The sequence below is a fragment of the Agrobacterium sp. MCAB5 genome (assembly GCF_052114365.1).
Lineage (GTDB): Bacteria > Pseudomonadota > Alphaproteobacteria > Rhizobiales > Rhizobiaceae > Agrobacterium > Agrobacterium tumefaciens.
Window position 1 is genome coordinate 140,228 of sequence record NZ_JBFREP010000015.1, and the last position, 20,985, is coordinate 161,212.

General features: G+C 59.3%; 20 protein-coding genes and 1 pseudogene. 11 read left to right on the top strand and 10 right to left on the bottom strand.

Annotation, left to right across the window (positions count from 1 at the left end):
- The first annotated feature begins 206 nt into the window (after nt 1-206).
- Together gltX and lysS are read left to right on the top strand one after the other, a co-directional pair.
- On the top strand, nt 207-1,664 hold the full coding sequence (gltX, locus tag AB4Z23_RS24955) for a glutamate--tRNA ligase (RefSeq protein ID WP_013762321.1): 1,458 nt from the start codon (nt 207-209) through the stop codon (nt 1,662-1,664).
- A gap of 203 nt (nt 1,665-1,867) precedes the next feature.
- Nucleotides 1,868-3,367 (top strand): lysine--tRNA ligase, encoded by a 1,500-nt coding sequence (gene lysS / locus AB4Z23_RS24960; RefSeq protein ID WP_013762320.1) that lies wholly within the window; start codon nt 1,868-1,870, stop codon nt 3,365-3,367.
- Between the two features lie 252 nt (nt 3,368-3,619).
- On the opposite strand, the gene AB4Z23_RS24965 is transcribed toward lysS, so the two are convergent.
- Nucleotides 3,620-4,510 carry a hypothetical protein gene (locus AB4Z23_RS24965; protein ID WP_162632993.1) on the bottom strand — a complete coding sequence of 297 codons (891 nt, stop codon included), beginning with the start codon at nt 4,508-4,510 and terminating at the stop codon, nt 3,620-3,622.
- Nucleotides 4,511-4,824: 314 nt separating this feature from the next.
- On the opposite strand from AB4Z23_RS24965, the gene AB4Z23_RS24970 reads away from it, so the two are divergent.
- From AB4Z23_RS24970 to AB4Z23_RS24990, 5 genes are all read left to right on the top strand, one after another.
- The gene (locus AB4Z23_RS24970) at nt 4,825-5,715 is read left to right on the top strand and encodes a metal ABC transporter substrate-binding protein (protein ID WP_013762318.1); all 891 of its coding nucleotides are present in this window, start codon (nt 4,825-4,827) and stop codon (nt 5,713-5,715) included.
- Complete coding sequence (locus AB4Z23_RS24975) at nt 5,712-6,620, top strand: manganese/iron ABC transporter ATP-binding protein (protein ID WP_065688482.1); 909 nt, start codon at nt 5,712-5,714, stop codon at nt 6,618-6,620. The genes AB4Z23_RS24970 and AB4Z23_RS24975 overlap by 4 nt, the downstream gene beginning before the upstream one ends.
- Nucleotides 6,601-7,461, top strand: coding sequence for a metal ABC transporter permease (locus AB4Z23_RS24980; RefSeq protein ID WP_003516197.1), 861 nt, complete (start codon nt 6,601-6,603; stop codon nt 7,459-7,461). Before AB4Z23_RS24975 ends, AB4Z23_RS24980 begins: the two co-directional genes overlap by 20 nt.
- The gene (locus AB4Z23_RS24985; protein ID WP_065688481.1) at nt 7,458-8,312 is read left to right on the top strand and encodes a metal ABC transporter permease; all 855 of its coding nucleotides are present in this window, start codon (nt 7,458-7,460) and stop codon (nt 8,310-8,312) included. The genes AB4Z23_RS24980 and AB4Z23_RS24985 overlap by 4 nt, the downstream gene beginning before the upstream one ends.
- Nucleotides 8,313-8,421: 109 nt before the next feature.
- Nucleotides 8,422-8,595: a DUF1328 domain-containing protein gene (locus AB4Z23_RS24990; protein ID WP_003516193.1), complete on the top strand. Its 174-nt coding sequence runs from the start codon at nt 8,422-8,424 to the stop codon at nt 8,593-8,595.
- A 58-nt stretch (nt 8,596-8,653) separates the two neighbouring features.
- Here AB4Z23_RS24990 and AB4Z23_RS24995 read toward each other — a convergent pair whose 3' ends face one another.
- On the bottom strand, nt 8,654-9,385 hold the full coding sequence (locus AB4Z23_RS24995; protein WP_013762314.1) for an SDR family oxidoreductase: 732 nt from the start codon (nt 9,383-9,385) through the stop codon (nt 8,654-8,656).
- A 216-nt stretch (nt 9,386-9,601) separates the two neighbouring features.
- Here AB4Z23_RS24995 and AB4Z23_RS25000 point away from each other — a divergent pair, with 216 nt between their 5' ends.
- Complete coding sequence (locus AB4Z23_RS25000) at nt 9,602-10,375, top strand: IclR family transcriptional regulator (protein ID WP_003516189.1); 774 nt, start codon at nt 9,602-9,604, stop codon at nt 10,373-10,375.
- A gap of 105 nt (nt 10,376-10,480) precedes the next feature.
- Here the strand turns inward: AB4Z23_RS25000 and tal are convergent, their stop codons facing one another.
- Nucleotides 10,481-11,446, bottom strand: a complete 966-nt coding sequence (tal, locus tag AB4Z23_RS25005) for a transaldolase (protein WP_441360926.1) — start codon at nt 11,444-11,446, stop codon at nt 10,481-10,483.
- A 206-nt stretch (nt 11,447-11,652) separates the two neighbouring features.
- Between tal and AB4Z23_RS25010 the strand changes: the two genes are divergently transcribed.
- The gene (locus tag AB4Z23_RS25010) at nt 11,653-12,639 is read left to right on the top strand and encodes a sugar-binding transcriptional regulator (protein ID WP_003516185.1); all 987 of its coding nucleotides are present in this window, start codon (nt 11,653-11,655) and stop codon (nt 12,637-12,639) included.
- A gap of 66 nt (nt 12,640-12,705) precedes the next feature.
- On the opposite strand, the gene AB4Z23_RS25015 is transcribed toward AB4Z23_RS25010, so the two are convergent.
- Together AB4Z23_RS25015 and AB4Z23_RS25020 are read right to left on the bottom strand one after the other, a co-directional pair.
- Entirely contained in the window at nt 12,706-13,578 is an 873-nt protein-coding gene (locus AB4Z23_RS25015; RefSeq protein WP_003516183.1) for a methylated-DNA--[protein]-cysteine S-methyltransferase, read from the bottom strand.
- A gap of 131 nt (nt 13,579-13,709) precedes the next feature.
- Entirely contained in the window at nt 13,710-14,189 is a 480-nt protein-coding gene (locus tag AB4Z23_RS25020; RefSeq protein ID WP_013762311.1) for a DUF2244 domain-containing protein, read from the bottom strand.
- 37 nt (nt 14,190-14,226) lie between these two features.
- Here AB4Z23_RS25020 and nth point away from each other — a divergent pair, with 37 nt between their 5' ends.
- Nucleotides 14,227-15,009, top strand: a complete 783-nt coding sequence (gene nth / locus AB4Z23_RS25025) for an endonuclease III (protein WP_441360927.1) — start codon at nt 14,227-14,229, stop codon at nt 15,007-15,009.
- Here nth and AB4Z23_RS25030 read toward each other — a convergent pair.
- The gene (locus AB4Z23_RS25030) at nt 14,971-15,708 is read right to left on the bottom strand and encodes a sulfate transporter family protein (protein WP_003516176.1); all 738 of its coding nucleotides are present in this window, start codon (nt 15,706-15,708) and stop codon (nt 14,971-14,973) included. The two genes, nth and AB4Z23_RS25030, sit on opposite strands and share 39 nt — an antisense overlap.
- A 295-nt stretch (nt 15,709-16,003) precedes the next feature.
- Here AB4Z23_RS25030 and AB4Z23_RS25035 point away from each other — a divergent pair, with 295 nt between their 5' ends.
- Nucleotides 16,004-16,837 carry a MurR/RpiR family transcriptional regulator gene (locus tag AB4Z23_RS25035; RefSeq protein ID WP_025595058.1) on the top strand — a complete coding sequence of 278 codons (834 nt, stop codon included), beginning with the start codon at nt 16,004-16,006 and terminating at the stop codon, nt 16,835-16,837.
- Between the two features lie 65 nt (nt 16,838-16,902).
- Here AB4Z23_RS25035 and AB4Z23_RS25040 read toward each other — a convergent pair whose 3' ends face one another.
- From AB4Z23_RS25040 to AB4Z23_RS25055, 4 genes and pseudogenes are all read right to left on the bottom strand, one after another.
- Entirely contained in the window at nt 16,903-18,477 is a 1,575-nt protein-coding gene (locus tag AB4Z23_RS25040; RefSeq protein ID WP_013762308.1) for an FGGY-family carbohydrate kinase, read from the bottom strand.
- Between the two features lie 60 nt (nt 18,478-18,537).
- Nucleotides 18,538-19,257: an HAD family hydrolase gene (locus tag AB4Z23_RS25045; RefSeq protein WP_441360928.1), complete on the bottom strand. Its 720-nt coding sequence runs from the start codon at nt 19,255-19,257 to the stop codon at nt 18,538-18,540.
- A 6-nt stretch (nt 19,258-19,263) separates the two neighbouring features.
- A complete protein-coding gene (locus tag AB4Z23_RS25050) occupies nt 19,264-20,748 on the bottom strand; it encodes a mannitol dehydrogenase family protein (protein ID WP_065688477.1) in 1,485 nt (494 codons plus the stop codon).
- Nucleotides 20,749-20,839: 91 nt separating this feature from the next.
- A pseudogene (locus AB4Z23_RS25055) lies at nt 20,840-20,985 on the bottom strand (sugar ABC transporter ATP-binding protein); the annotation flags it as partial.

Consider the following 20,985-nt stretch of genomic DNA (forward strand, 5'->3'; position numbering starts at 1 on the left):
TTTACGTCCGGGCGAAGACAGCGCAAGCGCCATATTTCCTTGACGCCTGCGGCATAATATGGCCTAAGCCGATGCCGAACGGAAATATGCAAAAGTGCGTTCAACACGCCTTTCCGCACCCTTTCCCGCCGCATTCAAACGAAAACTTCGTGATAGAAGGGTGAAGCCGCCCCGATGTCACCACCCCGTCACGACGAGTGAATTTCATGACCACTTCCGGCGTTCGCGTCCGCATCGCACCTTCCCCCACCGGCGAGCCGCATGTCGGCACCGCTTACATCGCGCTGTTCAACTATCTCTTCGCCAAGAAACACGGCGGTGAGTTCATCCTGCGCATCGAGGATACCGACGCCACCCGCTCGACGCTGGAATATGAGCAGAAGGTTCTGGAGGCGCTGCGCTGGACCGGCCTCACCTGGTCGGAAGGCCCTGACGTCGGTGGCCCCTACGGTCCCTACCGCCAGTCCGAGCGCAAGCCGATGTACTGGCCCTATGCCGAAGAATTGCTGGAAAAAGGCCATGCCTTCCGTTGTTTCTGCACGCCCGAGCGGCTTGAGCAGATGCGCGAAGCGCAGCGCGCCGCTGGCAAGCCGCCAAAATATGACGGTCTCTGCCTCCACCTGAAGGCTGAAGAAGTGACCACCCGCGTCGCCGCCGGCGAAGCCAACGTCGTGCGCATGAAAATCCCGACCGAAGGTTCGTGCGATTTCCATGACGGCGTTTACGGCGATGTCTCGATCCCCTGGGATTCGGTTGACATGCAGGTGCTGATCAAGGCCGACGGCATGCCGACCTATCACATGGCAAACGTCATCGACGACCATCTGATGAAGATCACCCATGTGGCGCGCGGCGAAGAGTGGCTGGCTTCAGTGCCCAAGCACATCCTGCTTTACCGTTATTTCGGCTGGGACCAGCCGACGTTCATGCATCTTTCGCTGATGCGCAACGCCGACAAGTCGAAGCTTTCCAAGCGCAAGAACCCGACGTCGATCTCCTATTATTCCGCGCTCGGCTACCTGCCGGAAGCGCTGATGAACTTCCTCGGCCTGTTCTTCATCCAAATCGCCGAAGGCGAAGAGCTGCTGACCATGGAAGAGCTGGCCGCGAAGTTCGATCCGGAAGCACTTTCCAAGGCCGGCGCCATATTCGATATCCAGAAGCTGGACTGGCTGAACGGCCGCTGGCTGCGCGAAAAGCTCACGCCTGAGGACTTCATTGCCCGCACGCTGGAATGGGCGATGGAAAATTCCCGCCTGACCGAAGGCCTGAAGCTTGCCCAGAGCCGCATTTCCAAGCTCGGCGAATTGCCAAACCTTGCCGGCTTCCTGCTTTCGAGCGACGTTGGCCTGACGCCCGCCTCCTTTGCCGGTCTCAAAAGCAAGCCCGAGGAAATCCACGAAATCCTCACCACGGTTGCCACCGATCTGGAAAAAATGCCTGATTGGAACGTTGAAGCCATCGAGGCCGAGCTGCGCGACATTGCCGAACGCACGGGCAAGAAACTGCGCGTCGTCACGCCGCCGCTCTTCGTCGCCGTCTCCGGCTCCTCGCGCTCGCTGCCGCTGTTTGACTCGATGGCGCTGCTCGGCCGCTCCGTGGTGCGCCAGCGCCTGAAGGTCGCTATTGCCGTTGTGGCCACGATGGTTGGCAGCGGTGCTTGATGCCTGCCGGGGCGGGTTTTAAATCCACCCCTCATTCCTGCGCTTGTCACAGGAATCCAGCCACGGCGCGTCGGCGCCGTGAAAGAATGAATTGAGGTCTCCCGCGCCAAGGACTTGGGCGCACTGGATTCCTGTGACAAGCACAGGAATGAGGGATACGGGAGGCAATTGTCGCCGCGGCAACGCCGCAACAGGATTGAACAATGAACGACAAGACAACCGAAACCACCGCCCTCTCCTCCGACGCCACCGAAGTGCGCCGCCAGAAACTTGCGCTGCTGCGCGAGCAGATCGGCGATGTCTATCCGGCGCATTTCCATCGCACGCTGACCAATGCGGAGCTGGCGGAAAAATATGCCGATATCGAACCGGACACGGAAACCGGCGACACGGTAACGGTGGCGGGCCGCGTTTATTCGTCGCGCAATTCCGGCATGTTCATGGATATCCATGACGCCTCGGGCAAGGTGCAGATCTTCTCTCACAAAGATACGACGCCGGAAACAGCGCGCAATCTTCTGCCGATGATCGACATTGGCGACATCATCGGCGTAACCGGCAAGGTGCGCCGCACCAAGCGCGGCGAGCTGACGATCAACGCCGAAGAAATCACCATGCTCACCAAGTCGCTGCTGCCGATGCCGGAAAAATGGCACGGTGTCTCCGATATTGAGCTGCGTTACCGCAAGCGCCATCTCGATATTCTCGCCAACGAGGACTCCAAGCTGCGCTTTTTGCAGCGCTCGAAGATTCTGTCCGGCATTCGCCGTTTCATGGAGGCCGAAGGCTTCCTCGAAGTGGAAACGCCGATGCTGCAGACAGTTTATGGCGGTGCGACGGCCGATCCGTTCAAGACCTTCCACAACACGCTGAAGATGGACATGTATCTGCGCATCGCGCCGGAACTGTTCCTGAAGCGCACGCTGGTATCAGGCCTTTCCGACAAGGTGTTCGAAATCAACCGCAACTTCCGCAACGAAGGCGTCTCCACAAGGCACAATCCTGAATTCACCATGATGGAGTGCTATTGGGCCTATGCCGACTACGAAGACATCATGGGTCTGGTGGAACGGCTGTTCGAGACGCTGGCGATTGCCCTGCACGGCACAACCGAGGTGGAATTCCAGGGCCAGACAATTTCCTTCAAGGGTCCGTTCAAGCGCGTGCCCATGCCTGATGCGGTGAAGGAAGCGACCGGCATTGACTTCCTTGCGATCAAGACTGACGAGGAAGCCCGCGCCGCCGCCAAGGCTGCCGGTTTCGCCGTCGAGAAGGACTGGACCTGGGGCGAATGCCTTGCCTTCATCTTCGAAGAGAAGGTCGAAGGTACGCTTATCCAGCCGAGCCACGTCACGCATTTCCCGAAGGATATCTCGCCCTTCGCCAAGGAAGTGCCGGGCGAACCGCGCCTCGTTGAGCGTTTTGAGAGCTATTGCAACGCCTGGGAAGTGGGCAATGCCTTCTCCGAACTCAACGATCCCGAAGAGCAGCGCCGCCGCATGGTGGAGCAGCTTGAGCAGGCCCATGCCCGCGGTGAAAAGGACAAGCAGCTGGACGACGAATTCCTCGACGCCATCGATCAGGGCATGCCACCCGCCGGCGGCCTCGGCATCGGTGTTGATCGCCTGATCATGCTCCTGACCAACGCCCCCTCGATCCGCGACGTCATCCTCTTCCCGGCMCGCCGCAACAAGGCGGACTAAGGACAATCAAGCGAAGGCGGCCGCATGGCCGCCCTTGCCCCCATGCGCTCGACCTTTACCGACCATTGTGGTCCCTGTGGCAAAATTTCCTGCTAGATCGTCTCATGGCGCAGACGCGCAAAGGCTGGATGCCGGATCAGGTCCGGCATCACGAAAGAAGGCGCTGCGACGATATTTTAAAAACGTCGGCACAGCCGTATCAATTTTTCAGATGGTTTTAATTCCGAGGTGTCAGCAAGAGCTCAAACGCTCCTAATGCCCCGCCTTCGCCTTTGCCACGCCCGGCTCTTCCGCAGGCGCAACCTCGCCTTCAGCAAGCTTTTCCTCTGCGGCCTGCGCGGTCGTAGTGCCTTTTCCGAAGATCAGTGATTTCAGATAGCTGATGCTGAAGATACTGCCGCCATCGGCTTCCGGGGTCGAGGTCAGAAGTTCTTCGTCGGCTACGGGTTCGCCGTGGGCTTCCGCACCGGGTCCGCCCTCATGCGTTTGCGCCGGCGCAGCGTCGTGGCCGCCGCCGCCTTCGCCCTTGGTTTCGCCGTGTCCGCCCGCGCCTTTTGCGGCTTTTCCGCCATGCCCTTCGGGTGCGGCGTCCGAAGCGGGGGTTGCGCAGTCGGCGGCATCGTTCAGGCTTGCGGCCATTGCTTCGGCATCTTCCAGCGGCAGATCGATGCGCAGCCCGTAAAACTGGCCGCTGCCGTTTGATGCACCATCGTAATAAAAGGCGGAATAACGCTGGGCATCGGCGCCTTCGGGAATTTTCGCCGGGTCGGCAATGAAGACCACCTGGGCCGCGATGGCGCGGCCGCGCATTTCCGAGCGCAATTGCGGGCCGTTTTTATCCAGCACGGAAACCTGGACCAGATCGGGCTTCTGTTTGTCGTAAACTGCCCTGGCGACACGCAGCGCCGTTTTCAACCGGTCCGTGCCGTTGCCGCCGTCAGTACGAATGAATTTGCGGACCCACAGGGAACCGTTCTTGCGGATGTTGACTGTCTGGACTGCGTCACAGGAAAGCCCGTTCGCGGAGGCATAGGTGGACCCGAGCAGCCGCTCGCTGCCGATAAACACGGCAGCAGAACCGGTCGCACCCGCCAAAAGCAGGATCCCGCCTCCGATCATAACGAGTTTGCGCGAAAACCGCATTCGTCCGAATACAGCCTTCACGCGCAAAATCCTGACATTCAGTACCCCGCCTATCGCCCTCACCCCGGAACGTGGCTCGAAGGATGAGGAACACACGCGGGATAAGCTCGGGACCTCGTTGTCCGAGCCTTGCGATAGTGCCGCTTTCTCATTGAAAAAAGTTTAATCCCCCCGGCGCCGAGCGGGCAAAAGCGCACCATTTTCAGACATTTTTGAAATCCGCTAAATTGCGAATGATTTGCAATAGCGTTGACAAGTGTGTTTCCATGACGGATGGTGTTGCGAGTTGATCGCAACAAAAATCGGTGACAGACGTGAATCTCCATAAAATCCGCCATGCCCTTTTTGCTTTTTCGCTTTTCCTGCCTGCTGCGGCTGTCGCGCAGGAAAAACCGAAGGTGGTGACCACCTTCACGATCATTGCCGATATGGCGCGCAATGTGGCGGGCGATGCGGCAGAGGTGGAGAGCATCACCAAGCCAGGCGCTGAAATTCACAACTACCAGCCGACGCCTCGCGACATTCTCAAGGCCCGCAAGGCTGATCTGGTGCTGCGCAACGGCCTCAATCTGGAATTGTGGTTCGAGAAGTTTCTGGCCAATCTTTCAGGCGTGCCTGATGTGACTGTAAGCGACGGCATCGAACCGATGGCGATCAATGGCGGGGCGTATCAGGGGAAACCCAACCCGCACGCCTGGATGTCACCCGATAACGCCTTGATCTATGTGGAAAATATCCGCAAGGGACTCGCTGGAATAGATCCCGCCCACGCCGAGATTTACGCCGCCAATGCCAAGGCCTATTCCGACAAGATCCGTGCCACCGTGCAGCCCATCCGCGATGAGCTTTCCGCGCTTCCTGAGAACAAGCGCTGGTTGGTAACGAGCGAAGGGGCGTTCTCCTATCTCGCCCGGGATTTCGGGCTGAAGGAACTGTTCCTGTGGCCGGTCAATGCCGACAGCCAGGGTACGCCGCAACAGGTGCGCGGCGTGATCGACGCCATGCGCGAACATAATATTCAGGTAATCTTCAGCGAAAGCACGGTTTCCGCCGATCCCGCCCGGCAGGTGGCCAAGGAAACCGGAGCGGCCTATGGCGGCATACTCTACGTGGATTCGCTGAGCGAGGCCGACGGCCCTGTTCCGACCTATCTCGACCTGCTGCGCGTGACGAGCAGCACCATCGCCAAAGGACTGTCTTCATGAGAATGGGCAGCAAAAAAAGCGGCGGCGGCCTGGCGGTTCAAAATGCGACAGTGACTTATCGCAACGGCCACACCGCATTAAGAAATGCCAGCTTTTCCATTCCACGCGGTACGATCACTGCACTTGTCGGCGTCAACGGCGCCGGCAAGTCCACGATTTTCAAGGCAATCATGGGTTTTGTGCCGTTGGCCACCGGTTCTGTCTCTATTTTCGACCTACCCGTGAAGGATGCACTCAGAAAAAACCTCGTCGCCTATGTGCCGCAAGCTGAAGAGGTGGACTGGAGTTTTCCCGTACTGGTTGAGGATGTGGTGATGATGGGCCGTTACGGCCACATGAACTTCTTCCGTATTCCGTCGAAACACGATCACGAGATGGTCGAGAGAGCGCTGACGCGCGTCAATATGCTTGATTATCGCAAGCGGCAGATCGGCGAGCTTTCCGGCGGACAGAAGAAGCGGGTGTTTCTGGCCCGCGCGCTGGCGCAGGAAGGTCAGGTTATCCTGCTGGATGAACCCTTCACCGGCGTCGACGTGACGACGGAAGAACAGATCGTCGCGCTGTTGAAGGCACTGCGTGAGGAGGGCCGCGTCATGCTGGTTTCCACCCATAATCTCGGTAGCGTACCGGAATTCTGCGATCGCGCCGTCTTCGTCAAGGGTACCGTTCTGGCGTCGGGCAAAACAGCGGACACCTTTAACGAAGAGAACCTGCAAAAAGCCTTTGGCGGCAGCTTGCGCCACTTCGTTCTCGGCGGGGCCGAACTGCATGATGATGCCGATCCTCGCCGGGTGAAGGTGATTACCGACGATGAGCGGCCTTTCGTGATCTACGGAAAGAACGGCCAGAACGGACAAAATCCGCAGGCTCCGAAGGAAAAAGCCGATGATAAACAGCCTTCTTGAGCCTTTCACCTATGGCTACATGCTGAACGCCATCTGGGTCAGCGCACTTGTGGGCGGCGTCTGCGGCTTTCTGTCCGCTTATCTTATGCTAAAGGGCTGGTCGCTGATCGGCGACGCGCTCTCGCACGCCATCGTTCCCGGCGTTGCGGGCGCTTATATGCTGGGGCTGCCCTTTTCGCTCGGCGCCTTTCTTTCCGGCGGGCTTGCGGCTGGCTCGATGCTGTTCCTCAATCAGAAAACCCGGCTCAAGGAAGACGCAATCATCGGCCTGATCTTCACCTCGTTCTTCGGGCTGGGGCTGTTCATGGTGTCGCTGTCGCCCACCTCGATCAATATCCAGACCATCGTGCTTGGCAATATTCTGGCAATTACCACCGAAGACACGATCCAGCTTGCCCTGATCGGCGGCATCAGCCTCATAGTACTGGCGTTGAAATGGCGCGACTTCATGGTGGTGTTCTTCGATGAGAACCATGCGCGCACAGTGGGGCTGAAACCGGAAGTGCTGAAAGTGATCTTCTTCACCCTGCTTGCCGCCTCCACGGTTGCAGCCCTTCAAACCGTCGGCGCCTTCCTTGTCGTTGCCATGGTGGTGACACCAGGCGCGACCGCCTATCTTCTGACCGACCGTTTCGAGCGGCTGATCCTGATGAGCCTCGTGATCGGCGCGACCACCAGCTTCGTCGGCGCTTATCTCAGCTACTTCCTCGACGGCGCCACCGGCGGCGTTATCGTCGTGCTGCAAACAGCGATCTTCCTTTCCGCTTTCGTGTTTGCACCCAAACACGGGCTGCTCGCTTCGCGCGCCAAAGCCCGCAAGGCACTGGGAGAAGCGCAATGAGCGAATATCTCGAACTCGCCATCCTGCCGTTTCAGCTGCCCTTCATGCAATATGCCTTCATCATCACCCTGATGATTGCCGTGCCGATGGCCATGCTCTCGTGTTTTCTGGTGCTGAAGGGCTGGTCGCTGATGGGGGACGCGGTTTCGCACGCCGTGCTGCCCGGCGTGGTGATTGCCTACATTGTCGGAATTCCCCTTTCCATCGGCGCCTTCACCGCCGGTATGATCTGCGCTCTCGGAACCGGGTTCATCAAGGAAAACAGCCGCATCAAGGAAGACACGGTGCTTGGCATCGTCTTTTCCGGCATGTTCGGGCTGGGGCTGGTGCTTTACGTGAAGGTGCAGAGCGACATGCATCTGGATCACATCCTCTTCGGCGACATGCTGGGCATTGCGCCTTCAGACATGCTGGAGACCGGGCTGATCGCGCTTTTTGCCACCCTGTTTCTCGGGGTGCTGCGCAAAGACCTGCTGGTCAATGCCTTCGATCCGCAGCATGCCAAGGCAATTGGCCTGCCCGTTCGCATCCTGCATTACGGTTTGCTGATGGTTTTGTCGCTTGCCGTGGTCGGCGCGCTGAAGGCTGTGGGTATCATCCTCTCCGTCGCAATGCTGGTCACCCCCGGCGCCATCGCCTTCCTGCTGGCGCGGCGCTTTTCCGCCATGCTCCTGGTCGCCATCTCGGTTGCGGTTCTCTCTTCGCTTGCAGGAATATGGCTAAGCTTTCTGATCGACAGCGCGCCAGCCCCGACCATTGTACTGTTCATGAGCCTGGCATTCGTCGCGACATTCATTCGCACCAGCCTCAAGGCCCGCCGGATCGACGCCGCCAATGAAACGGTGGTGTAAAAGAACGATTTTTGCGGGCGCGTGGAACATTTTCCCCTTTTGCGCGTCATTTTCATGAGCTTGCCCTCAAGCGGCAAACTCATGAAAATTAAGCGAAAGGGGAAGCTCCATGCTGAAATGGGCTCTTATTTTCTTTGTTATTTCGTTGATCGCGGGCGTATTCGGCTTTACCGGCATTTCGGCAGCGGCGTCGGGCATTGCCCGTATCCTGTTCTTTATCGCCGTCGTGATCTTCCTGGTCTTCCTCGTGCTTGCACTGATCGCTGGAAGCGTGGTGGCGTAATAAAAAAGGCGACCGGCTTTTGGGCCGGTCGCCTTCTCCTCTCTCCCGTATAGAATTATCAGCCTGTCCAGCCACCGTCGATCACATGGATCTGGCCAGTGGTGAAACCTGCCTCATCAGAAGCGAGATAGGTGACGAGTGCGGCGATTTCTTCCGGCGTGGCAATGCGGCCCATAGGCTGGCGGGCAATGAAGTCGGCCAGGGCCTGTTCGTAATTGCCAGTGGCGCGCAGGCGGTCGTGCAAGGACGGGCTATCCACTGTGCCTGGGCAAATGGCGTTGCAGCGAATACCCTTGGTGACGAAATCAGCAGCAATTGCCTTGGTCAGACCGACAACCGCCGCCTTGGAGGCGGTGTAGGCGAAACGGTTCGGCACGCCCTTCACGCTGGATGCGACGGAGGACATGTTGACGATTGCGCCCTTACCCTTTTCCAGCATGCCTGGCAGAAAGGCGCGGCAGGTGCGGTACATGGCCTTGGCATTGAGGTCGAAGGAGAAATCCCAGTCCTTTTCCTCGCAATCGAGAATGGTGCCGGAATGAACGAAACCGGCACAGTTGAACAGAACATCCGCATGGCCGATATCGGCAGCAAAAGCCTTCACACCGTCGCCATCCAGCACGTTCAGAACCCGCGTTTCCGCACCTTTCAGGGTCGAGAGCGCCTGCTCGTTGATATCAGTGGCGATGACGCGCGCACCGAGCGATATGAATCGCTCCGCCGTCGCACGGCCGATACCCTGGCCGGCTGCGGTGATCACCACTGTCCGCCCGTTAAAATCCTGCACCATGAATAGCCTCCCGCTACGGCGCACCCGCCCGCTGGGGCCGAGCCGCTGAATTTCGCCAGTGAATTTCATTGATCTCAAATATGGATCGACAATTCATATGTAAACGCGGTATTCATGTAACGTCAAGCAGGCTTGCGCAAAAGGGCAGCGTGCGGCAACGGTATTTAAAAAGTGCATTTCCCGCCAGGCAATCCTGCAAAACGCCACCGAGGCAAGATGACCGAAGACGACAGCGAAAGATATCGTGCCCCCGCCCTCGACAAGGGTCTGGACATTCTGGAGCTTCTCGCCCGCACGGATGGCGGGCTGACGCAGATCGAGATTGCCAAGGCCATAGGCAAAACCCCGAACGAGCTTTACCGCATGCTGGACCGCCTGGTGCGCCGTGGTTACGTACAGCGGCTGGAGGGTGACCGGTTTTCGCTGACGCTGAAAATGTTCGGGCTCGCACATTTYCACGCGCCGGTGCGCCGGCTGGTCTCTTTYGCAGCCCCGGTGATGCGCGATTTTTCCGCAAGCGCCGAGCAGGCCTGTCATCTGGCCGTTTACGACCGCGGCAGTGTTGTCGTCATCGCCCAACAGGAGTCCTCCACCTATTGGGCGATGTCCATGCGGGTGGGCGCGCAGATGAGCCTCTTCCAGACCGGCTCCGGTCATGTGCTGCTGGCCTTCCAGAACGAGGTACAGCGCAAGATCATGATCACCGAGCAGGTGCGCGGTGGCGGGGAAACCGAGCCTTCAGACCTTGAGGAGCGGCTGGCGGAAGTTCGCAGGAATGGTTTCGAATCTATGGACAGCATGCAGACCGCAGGCGTGCGCAATATCTCCGCCCCCGTGCTGACACTTGATGGTACCGCACTTGCCGTCATCACCTGCCCCTATATCACCCCGCTTGGCGGCAAGGCCCCGACGCGCGAGGCCTGCGAGGTACTGATCCGCGATGCGGCAAGGCGCATTTCCGAAGTGGCGACGGGTCAGGGAACCATCTGAGACGCACAAAAAAACGCGACCGGCAGGGACCGATCGCGTTTAAAGTGACTGGAGATTTCTGTATCTTAAACGCAAAGGGGACCGGGATGGTTCCCCTTTTTGTTATCAGGCGGCAGCCAGCGTCAGTTCCTTGCGGACCATTTCGCGCAGCGTTACCAGATCCTTGGCGAACAGGCGGATGCCTTCCGAGAGCTTCTCGGTTGCCATCGCGTCTTCGTTCATTGCCCAGCGGAACGCCTTTTCATCAAGCGACTGCAGCGGCTCGGCCTTCACATTGTCGGGCGAAAGCTTGCGCTCAAGCGTGCCGGTGTCCTTGTCCAGCTCTTCCAGCAGCGCCGGGCTGATCGTCAGGCGGTCGCAACCGGCAAGCGCTTCGATCTCGCCGACATTACGGAACGATGCGCCCATGACGACGGTGCCGATGCCATTGGCCTTGTAATAATTGTAGATGCTGCGCACCGAAACGACGCCCGGATCGGTSTCGGCAGTGTAGGTCTCGCCGGTCGACTTCTTGTACCAGTCGAGGATGCGGCCGACGAAGGGCGAGATGAGGAAAGCTTTSGCTTCCGCGCAGGCGATGGCCTGTGCCTGCGAGAACAGCAGAGTCAGGTTGCAGTCGATGCCCTCGGACTGCAGGACTTCCGCAGCCTTGATGCCTTCCCATGTGGAAGCCAGCTTGATGAGGATGCGTTCACGCTCGATACCGCGCTCCTTGTAGGAGGCGATGATGTGGCGTGCCTTGGTAATGGAGGCCTGTGTGTCGAAGGACAGGTCGGCATCGACTTCCGTCGATACGCGGCCGGGAACCAGACCTGCAAGGGCCGCACCGACGGAAATGGCAAGACGGTCGGCAACGGCSGCAACGACAGCGTCAGACTGGCCGCCCTGTTTCTTGCCCCAGGCAACGGCTTCCTTCACCGCATCCGCGAAAGCGGGGGTGCCGAGCGCCTTCAGAACGATGGTGGGGTTGGTGGTGCAATCCACCGGCTTCAGGCGCGCAACCGCCTCGATGTCGCCGGTATCGGCAACGACCGTGGTAATAGCGCGAAGTTGTTCGAGTTTGGACGTCATGGCGAATGATCCTTCATGATCTCTTGTAAACTTGCACAGCCGTCTTTTCGTTCCCGCACCATGGTGCGCCCAAGGCCGAAATCACGGTTTTGTCCGGCTCCGACTATCGCAAGCGGCAAGGTCGAAAGTCAAGACATTTGCGCATCGCAATTGACATAAGTTTCATGCCTGCGATACTCCGCCCCATAAAGAGAGTGACAAAAACCGTGGCGAAACTGAGAAGAGAAACCCATACGGCCTATTCGGAAGCGGCTTCGCTGAGGCTGCGTGCCGCATGGCTCTACTATAATCAGGGTTTGACGCAGAAAGATGTCGCCGAGAAGCTCGGCATCAGCCGCTCCACCGTCATACGCCTTCTGGACGAGGCGATGAAACGCTCCGAAGTACAGATCTGGATCAACGAGGGCATCGAGGATTTCGTCGAACTGGCCGGCAGGCTGGAGGCAGCTTATGGGCTGGATGAGGCGGTGATCATTCCCTCCCCCGGCCCATCTCCCGGCAAGGCGAATGCCGAAGGCACAGCCAAGGCCGTTGGCCTGGCGCTCGGGCAATTCCTTTCCGAAGCGGTGCCGAACGACGCCACCATCGGCGTCGGCTGGGGCCGCACCATGACCGCCTCGCTATCCAGCTTTCGCCCGCCGCGCCGGGAAAACTGCAAGGTCGTCTCGCTGCTCGGCGGTATCGTCGCCGTGCACCAGACAAACCCGCTTGATTACACCTGGCGGCTGGCAAGCGCGCTTGGGGCGGAATGTTACATGTTCCTTGCACCGCTGCTGGTGGACTCCGTCGAGACCAAACGGGCGCTGATTGAGAAATGCGGACTTGCCACGCTTTATGATCTGGCCGAAACGCTCGACCTCGCCATCGTATCCTGCGGCGATATCGGCCCGCATTCCACTTCGCTTTCGGAAGGTTTCATTTCGAAGGAAACGCTTCAGGAACTCATCGATGCCGGCTGCGTCTGCGACACCATGTTCAACTTCATCGACGCGGAAGGCCGCTCCGTCGATCACCCGATCAACGAGCGCGCCATGGCGATCGATCTAGACACGCTGCGCAAGGCCAAACACATCGTGCTCGCCTCCGGCGGGGCCCACCGCGCCATCGCCATCCGCGCCACCATCAAGCGCATCGGGTGCAATACGCTGATTACAGACGAGGCGGCGGCCAGAGCGTTGATGGAACTGGTTTAGGCCTCGACAGGCGACCCAGGCAGTTCCTCATTCATGCGCTTGTCACAGGGATGAGGGAGAGCTGCCTCACACCTTCCCCGTTTCCCATCCTAACATCGCCCGTTTGCGGGTAAGGCCCCAGTGATAACCCGTGAGCGCCCCGCTTTTTCCCACAGCGCGATGGCAAGGAACGACGAAGGAGACCGGGTTCGCGCCAACGGCTGCACCGACCGCACGRGAGGCAGTTGGCTGGCCGATATCGCAGGCGATGTGCGAATAGGTAACGGCGCGGCCCATGGGAATTTTCAGAAGGCTTTCCCATACCCGCACCTGAAAATCCGTGCCGAGCAGCACGACCCGCAATGGCCGGTCCGCCGACCACAGCGTCGGTTCGAAAATACGTGCGGCATAGGGCGCGGTGGCTTCACGATCCTCGACATAATCCGCATTCGGCCAGCGACCTGCCATGTCCTCGAAACAGGCTCTTTCCTCGCCGGGATCGGCGAAAGCGCAGCCGGCAAGACCGCGATCGGTCACCATGACCAATGCAAGACCGAAGGGTGAAACATGGAAACCGTACCGGATCGTCAACCCACCGCCCTTGGCCTTCCATTCGCCTGGAGACATGGCCTCGTGGGTGACGAACAGATCGTGCAGGCGGCCGGGCCCAGACATGCCGACCTCGATCGAGGTTTCCAGCAGCGGCAGATCCTCTTCGCGCAACAGCCTTTTGGCATGATCGAGCGTTACGGCCTGCAAAAACGCCTTGGGGGAAAGACCGGCCCAGCGGGTGAAGGTCTTCTGCAATTGCGTCGGCGACTGGCCGAGCCTTGCGGCGATGGCTTCAAGGGAGGGCTGGTCGCGATAATCCAGCGTCAAAAGCTCGATAACCCCGCGCACAGTATCGTAATCCGAACCGATGGGGGTGATGTCTTCATTCAGCATGATATTGGCGTTCATCGCATGTCTCCTAACGCCTCACAGAAAACCATCAAAGCGCGTCGGTCTCCACCCGTTTCTTGCGCCGTACTCAGTTTCTGCCGAGATACCGGCCTCGAGCCGATTGACGGGTTTTAAGCGGAATTATCCGCTCACATCCGCCGCACCGTCGCCAACGCACCGCCGAAAGCCTTGGCGAAGCTTTCCCGGTCATCCGGATTGAGAAACGAGCCGATATCCGTTGCCTTGCCTTCACCCGTTACATGCATGGAGACGATGCCGATTTCCTCGTGCCGCTGAACCCTGAAGCGGGCCCAGAAGGGGTTGAAACGATGCTCGACGACGCGGCCAGTCGGGGAGAATTTGCGGATAGACAGGCTGGTGCGCGAGACGCTCACCTCTTCCCGCGCCTTCGCTGCCCGGTAATTGGCGCGAAAGGCGACATAAAGCAGCAGAAAATCCAGCCCGAGGAACAGGCCGACGGGCCATGCGCCAGTGGTGAGGAAAAAGCCGCCATGGAGGAAGCAGGCAAGCCCGGACAAGGCGAGAAGCAGCCGGAAACCCCTTCTTCCGAGCGAACGGTGCGGAACGAGTTCCGCCGCAAAAATCGGCTGATCGTTGAGCGTATCCACGTTGATTTCCTCAGGGCGGGCTGGCTATAGATAGGTCATGACAGTCGCCAAAAAACGATCCAGCACCCAAACATTGAAAAAGTCAAATGCGACATCCGCCCGCAGACCGGCGCGTGTGAAGACGATCTATTCGAAGAACGAGTTGAACGAGATCTTCCGCCGTTTCTCCATTCAGCGGCCGGAGCCGAATGGCGAGCTGGAACATACCAACCCCTTTACCCTGCTGGTGGCCGTGGCGCTTTCGGCGCAGGCGACCGATGTGGGCGTAAACCGGGCGACGCGGGCGCTGTTCAAGGTGGCCGATACGCCGGAAAAAATGCTGGCACTTGGCGAGGAGGAGCTGATCGGCCATATCAAGACCATCGGGCTTTACCGCAACAAGGCCAAGAACGTTATCGCTTTGTCACAGATGCTGATCGACAATTTCGGCGGYGAGGTGCCGAGGACGCGCGAGGAGCTGGTGACCCTGCCCGGCGTSGGCCGCAAGACGGCCAATGTGGTGATGTCGATGGCCTTCGGTGTGCCCACACTCGCCGTGGACACCCATGTTTTTCGTATTGCCAACCGGCTCTGTCTTGCGCCGGGGAAAACCCCGGATGAAGTGGAAGACCGGCTCGTCCGCATCATTCCCGAAGAATATCTGTTCCATGCCCATCACTGGCTGATCCTGCACGGGCGTTATTGCTGCAAGGCGCGCAAACCGGAATGCGAGCGCTGCGTGATTGCCGATATTTGCAAGTCACCGGAAAAGACCTTCGATATTCCAGCTCCGCTGGTGGAACTACCCGCGCAATTGTTCGGTGCGGCCAGCGGCGAATGACGGATCGCGCCGGCTGACGGCCTTGTGCAGATGCACCATCATCGAAGCCGCAAAAAGCGGCGTCAGAAGGTTGAGGAAGGGGATTGCAAGGAACGCTGCAATCACCAGCCCGGCCATGAACACGGTTGTGCGGTGTTTCAGCCGGAACAGCCGCGCGTCAGCGGGCGAGCGGAAACGCATGGCCGCAAATTCGAAGAACTCCCGGCCCAGCAGATAACCGTTCACCAGAAAAAAGGCGATGAGGTTGACGCCCGGCACCAGCAGCAACAAAAGCGCAATCAGGTTGCCGGCAATGACGACGCCAAAGAACTTGATCGATGACACCACGGCCTCACCGATGGGCATCGCCTTGCCCGGCGGATCATCGGGATAGGTCTTTTTCTCCACGACTTCGGCGACATCGTCGAGAAACAATCCGGCAATAACGGCAGTGACCGGCGAGATCAGCAAGGCCAACGCCAARGCCAGCCCGATYCCGGCGAARATGGCGAAAACGAAAGTCAGCCATCCCGCCCAGTCAGGCACGCTGGGGATCAGCGTATCCACCCACGGCAAGGCGAAATAGATGAAGACAGAGCGGATGGCGAACCACAGCGCTGCCAGCACCAGAAGCGTCAGCCCCAAAACCTTCCAGAACACCGACCGGGTCTCGGTGGCAAAAAGATTGCTGAAGGCAAGCCTCGCCGCATTAAAAATCATTCGGAACTCCTGTGACGCCTCTCGCGTTTTAAACYGGCGTTCAGGAGAGATAGGCGCCGCCCATCCGCTCCGCAAGACAGGAATGAAGACGTCGCTGTTRGGAATTAAACCGCTGATGGAATTTCCCTTGAATAAAAGACGTCTCTAAAATATAATAATCTATCTATTAGAATTCGCATTCCGGTCCGGTGGAGGACAAGGCCGGAAAAGCTCGCCCCCACCGACAAGTCGCGGTTCGCACGCTCGCCCGGGCGCGCGGATGCATCATCGTTCATAAATATAAAAGAATGAGGCGTTGGTGGAACAGCTACTGTTGAATCTGACCCGTGCCATGAAGGCCGGTACGCCTTCAGAGCGCAAGATCGCCAAATATCTGATCGAGCATCTGGACGAATTGCCGTTTGAGACGGCGCAGACACTGGCTGCCAAGCTCAGTCTCAGTCCGATGACGGTTGGCCGTTTTCTGCGCTCGCTCGGATACAGGCAATTCAGCGATATTCGCATCGATCTGCGCCACGCCGAAGAGACCGCGGGCGTGGACCAGCCCGCTATTGTTGAAAGCGGCGATCAGAAGTCCAATCCGTTTTCGCAACTCCTTTCCCAACAGATCCAGGCCATTCAGGCTGCTTTCGAAATGACGGACCAGCCGATATGGCGCGTCGCCATGAGCGAGATCGCTTCGGCGGCAGATGTGTTTCTGGCAACGTCACCGGAGGGCCTTGGCACCGGAAGGCACTTTCACGGGCGGTTGCTGGAGTATCGCAGACGCGTGCACTTCCTCGGCAGCGACAGCGCCGCCTATATCGCCCTTTGGGACTTCGATCCCGCAGAAGCGCTTCTCATCCTCATGGATTGCGGCGGCAGCATCACGCCCTTGCAGAGCCTTTCTGCGACGGCGCGAAAGAGCGGCTACAGAACCCTGTTGATCACCACCCGGTTCTATGAATGGGGACCGGAAAGCGCCGATATCTGTCTTGCCATGCCGCACACCCAGACCGGCGGACAAGGCCTGCTGCAGCTCGTTGCGCTGATGGAATTCACCCTCTGCAGCCTGATTGCCGGAGCCGACGAGCAGCGCACGGCACGCATGAAAAACCTRACCGGCCTGAAACGCTCGCTTGGCATCTGACCCTCGGCGGGAGGAAACGGATCGCGCCCGTCCGCCACGACCTTACCTGCCGTTGTAGGCAAAGATCAGAGGCTTTCCAGCTCCTGGCGATGGCGGTGCATGGCGAGAAAACGGCGATAATCCCGCTCGTAAAGCGGTGTGAGCGCCGGATTGCCTGGGATTTCCGTATTGCCCGGATACATGGCGGCACCCGCCGCTGCAAGGCCCGCATGCACACCGCCGGCGGCTGCCGCCGTCATTGCCGTGCCGAGAAGAACGGCGTCGGCTGTGGCAGGCACGACGATGCGCTTGCCGGTCACATCAGCGTAAAGCTCCATCAACAGCGGGTTCTTCACATGGCCGCCGGTAACGTGCAGGCTTTCGACGGCATAACCGAAACGCTCCATCGCATCGAGCACATGGCGCGCGCCAAGCGCAATCGCCACGGCAGTGCGCCAGTAGAGCCGGCAGAGACTGTCGAAGGATGTATCGAGCGTCAGCCCGCTGATGACGCCCACCGCATGCGGATCGGCGAGCGGTGAGCGGTTGCCGTGGAAATCCGGCAGTACATGCAGCCGTTCGGCAAAGGCCGCGCCCTCGAGCGCGCGCAATTCGGTAACCCGCGCAACGATGCGGGCGTGCAGCGCCGTATCCGGCTCTCCGCCCGCCGCGTGCATGCGCACGATATGATCAAGCAGCGCGCCGGTGGCAGATTGCCCGCCCTCCACCAGCCAGTGGCCGGGCAGCACCGCCTGCCAATAGGGACCCCACAGGCTGTGGCCTGGCATCTGCCGCTCGGACATGGCGACAAGGCAGCTGGAGGTGCCGGCGATCAGCGCCACATGTTTACCCACATCATCAGAAAGGCATCCGCCAAGCGCACCCAGCGTGCCGGCGTAAGCATCGATCATGCCCGCCGCCACCTGACAGCCGGTGTCRAGGCCGAGTTCGGCGGCAGCCTCGGGCGAAAGCGGGCCGATGGCTGTGCCCGGCATCACGGTCGTTTCAGGCAGGCCTGCCCGCTGTTTCAGATCGCCAAGCCCGGCAAGATTGAGATAATCCGCCTGCCAGCCGGGATTTTCCTGCGCCAGAAAATTCCACTTCGCCGTCTGCGTGCAATTTGAACGCTTGGTGGAACCGGTTGCCTTCCATGTCAGAAAATCCGCCAGATCGAAGGCGAAAGACATGCGCGCCCAGCTTGCCGGCAAATTCGCCTTCAGCCACATCAGCTTCGGCATCTGCATTTCCGGTGACACGCTTTTACCGGCGAAATCCAGCACGCGGTGGCCGGATGCCGTCAGCCGGTCGGCCTCGCCGATTGCCCGATGGTCCAGCCAGACTATGGTGTCGAACCGGTCTTTGCCCGTGACGGAGACAGAAACCGGTTCCCCACGCTCATCACGGATAACGAGCGAGCAGGTAGCATCAAAACCAATGGCGGCTATGCTGTCGGGTGACACACCCGCGTCGGCAAGCGCTGCTCTCACCGCAAGGCAGACGGCGTTCCATATATCGGTGGAATCGTGTTCGGCATGGTTTTCCTGCGGCCTTTGCATCAGGATGGGATGGGTTGAGCGGGCGAGAAGCCTGCCGGTCGGGTCGAAAATCCCGGCGCGGGCGCTCGCCGTTCCGACATCGACAGCGACGAGATTTTGACGCATCAAGACTTCAGTTCCATCCCTCGCGTAACGACCTCCGGGCGGTGGCAGGCATGGTTTCCTTCAGCCTGCGTCACGTTCCACCTGGCTGTCAAAACCGCCCTTCCCCATATAATCGCCGACAAGTTGAACCAAATCTTCCATGGCGTCAAACGTGGCATTGGCCCCGAGCTCCGCGATCTTTTCGCGAAATGCCGGAAACCGCGCATGCGAGCCGCCGGTGAAGGCAAAAACCGCCATGCCGGCTGCCTTCGCCGCCGCAATGCCCGCCGGGCTGTCCTCGATCACGATGCACTGACGCGCATCAGTGCCCATCAGCCTCGCCGCATGCAGGAAAAGGTCGGGTGCCGGCTTGCCGTTCTTCACCATGGTGGCGCTGAAAACATGCGGCTCAAATTTATCGATGAGACCGGTCAGCCCCAGCGAGTAACGGATGCGTTCCGGTTGACTTGAGGAGGCAACGCAGCGTTTGAAGGCCACCAGCCTGTCCAGCGTTTCGGCAATGCCGKCGATGGGACGCAACTCGGTGCGGAAACGCTCAAACAGCGTCGCGCGCATATGCTCGAGAAAATCGATGTCGGTCTCGATACCGTATTCCTCAAACAAAGTCGTCGTCATGCTGGCAACGCTGCGACCGAGAAAGCGGTTGTAGGCCTCTTCCTCCCCCATCTCCACGCCAAGATGGGAGAGCATGTCGAGAAGAACCGAGATGGAGACCGGCTCGCTGTCGACCAGAACGCCGTCGCAGTCGAAAATCAGAAGAGGTCCGGTTCCGTCTCGCATCTCACGTCACTTTTCAGCCAGCTTGTCATCCAGATAAAGCTGCAAGGTCTTCGCCGTGCCTTCGTGCCACAGTGTCGTCAATGCATGAGAGAAGCGTTTACGGAAAAGCTCCGATTCGGCAACCTCCCCGAAGATATCGTCAAGTGAAAGGAAGGCCATCGGGTCGTCCTTGGCCTTTGTGGCTGCCGCCTGTAGCCTCTCGGCGCTGGCGTCGTTGAAGGTGATTTGCCTGCCGCTGTCGGAGGTGCCGTAGAAATAACGGCACCACAGTGCTGAAACCAGCGACAGACCGACAATATCTTCACCGCGCGCCAGACGGTCGGCGGTGGAGGGCAGGATGAATTTCGGCTGGCGGTTGGAGCCATCCTGCGCGAGGCGCGGAATGGTATCGCCGATTTTCGGGTTGAGGAAACGCCGTTCGATCAGGCCGAAATATTCGCCAAGATCGGTATCGGGTACGGGCGGAATGACCGGGATGATCTCTTCCTTTTCGAGCTTTGCCAGAAACGCCCGGATCAGCGGATGCTCCATCGCCTCATGCACGAAATGGATGTCGAGCAGCGCTGCCGGATAGGCGATCGCCGCATGGCCGCCATTGAGGATGCGGATCTTCATGTGCTCGTAAGGCGCAACATCCTTGACGAACTGAACGCCCGCCGTTTCGAGCGCCGGGCGGCCCGCCGGGAAATTATCCTCCATCACCCATTGCTTGAACTCTTCGCAGAAGACCGGCCAATTGTCCTCGATGCCGAAATCGTCACGGGCGATATTGCGTTCGCGCTCTCCCGTGGCGGGGGTGATGCGGTCGACCATCGAATTGGGGAAAGCGACGTTGTCGCCGATCCAGTTGGCGAAGGCCGGATCGAACAAGGCGGCGAGACCGACCACCGCGTTTTTGGTGACCTTGCCATTATGGGGAATGTTGTCGCAGGACATGACGGTGAAGGGTGAAAGCCCCTTGTCGCGCCGCGCCTTCAGCCCGGCAACGATAAGGCCGAACACGGTTTTCGGGGAAGACGGGTTCCTGCCATCCTCGGCAATCGCGGGATGCTGCGGATTGAAGGAGCCGGAAGCATCGATGAAATAACCGCCTTCGGTAATCGTCATCGAAACAATTCGGATTTTCGGATCTGCGAGCGTGTCGATAATGCCTTGGGTATCGCCAACCTTCAGAATGTCGATCATTGGCCCGGTGACGCGCGCACCGGTGCGATTATTGTCCTGCTCTACCACCGTGGTCAGGAAATCCTGTGCGGCAAGTTTTTCGCGCATTACCGCGTCCGATGGCAGTACACCCGCACCAATGATGGCGAAGTCGTGGTCCGCGCCGGTGTTGAACAGGTCGTCCAGATAGACCGCCTGATGGGCGCGGTGGAAATTGCCGACGCCGAAATGCACGATTCCGGCGGAAAGATCGGCCCGGGAATAGGACGGAATCGCCGCGGTTTTTTTGGCTTCATCAAGCGTGGCGAGGGAGAGTTTGCATGTCATGTCACGATCCTCGAAGGGGAAACGTTGTTTGTGCCAGGACCGGATGACAGRTACCCGGCACGCAGCGCGGATTTGCCTTCCGGTCTTCGCGTCATATCGCGATGCCCTTGTCATCGAACCTGTGGATTTTGGCATCATCTGGTGTGATGAAGACGGTATCGCCGTGTTTGCATTCGAATTCACCGTCGGTTCTGGCGGTGATGGGGCCGATGCCGGGGACGTCGAGGTGGAGGAAGG